Annotated in this window: 2 protein-coding genes; both read right to left on the reverse strand. The window is 70.0% G+C overall.

The genetic code is table 11. The features are described from left to right. The coding region (locus AC2VON_RS18515) for a class I SAM-dependent methyltransferase (protein WP_486954267.1) at nt 1–224 on the reverse strand (224 nt) is incomplete at its 3' end. A 52-nt stretch (nt 225–276) separates the two neighbouring features. Next, nucleotides 277–1085 (reverse strand): HNH endonuclease (locus AC2VON_RS18520; protein ID WP_486954266.1); only part of this gene is annotated, 809 nt, incomplete at its 5' end.

Consider the following 1085-nt stretch of genomic DNA (forward strand, 5'->3'; position numbering starts at 1 on the left):
ATGTCGAGCCCGGTCACCCGGTACCCCTTGCCGGCCAGATAGACGGCGTTGTCGCCGAGGCCGCAGCCGATGTCGAGGACGTCACCGTGTACCCAGCCGCGGTCGTGCCAGGTGACGACGTTGTCCTTGGGTGCCTTGGTGTCCCAGGGCGGGGTGGGCATCGGCGGGATGCCCACGCCAGGGCTCTCGCCGCGATAGAGCGCGTCGAAGTCCATGCGCTGCAACCCCGAGAAACCCGGCGATGAATTCGAGTCCGTCATTGGTGCCAGCTTAGGCCTAGGCGGCGTGCCGTTGCGCCAGTGTGATGCCGATGCGGGTTTCGAGTTCGCTGATGTCCAGCACGGGCGGCCCGGGCGGCGGCGGCGCGGTGGAGTGGTAGCGCATCCCGGTTGGGGTGATGAATTCTGCCGTATGGCAACAGTTCTCGTCGACCAAGGCGGTGACGCGCCAGCCCGGGCTCTCCTTGGTGTAGTTGCATCGTTCACAGGTGCCCAGGCCGTTGGCGGCGCTGGTCGGTCCGCCCCGGGCCCAGGGTTGGGCGTGGTCGTGGTGGCGGATGGGGGCGTCGCAGTAGGGGGTGCGGCAGTGGTGGTCGCGTAGGTCGATGAAGGTGGCCAGCCCTTTGGGGAAGGTCCGGGCGCGTGATTCCATGGCGACCAGGGCGCCGGTGCGGGGATGGCGGTAGAGCCGGCGCAGGGTGGCCCGCGATCGGGCGTCGGTGATCGCGGTGCTGACGAGGTTGCGGGCTACGGCGGCCGGGATGGGGCCGTAGCCGGCCAGCTCGGCGGGCGTGGTGGTGCCGCCGAGCAGGGTCTCGTCGGTGAGGACCAGGTTGACCGCGATGGGTGTGGGCACCTGGGCGGGGCGTGCGGTGATCCGTTCGATCAGCGTGTCGGCCATGACCTGGCCGCGCGTGCGGCCGTCGAAGGTGGTGTCGGCGGCGCGTGTGAGCGTGGCGTACACCGAGACGCCGTGGGTCACCGGTAGTAGTGCGGTCAGGTAGGTCATGGTGTCGGGGGCGGGGCGGATGGTGACGGTGCGCTCGTGTTCGGCTGTGGCGGCGCGTTCGACGACGGCGTGCGGGT

It is taken from the genome of Mycobacterium sp. TH-M82 (assembly GCF_057473605.1).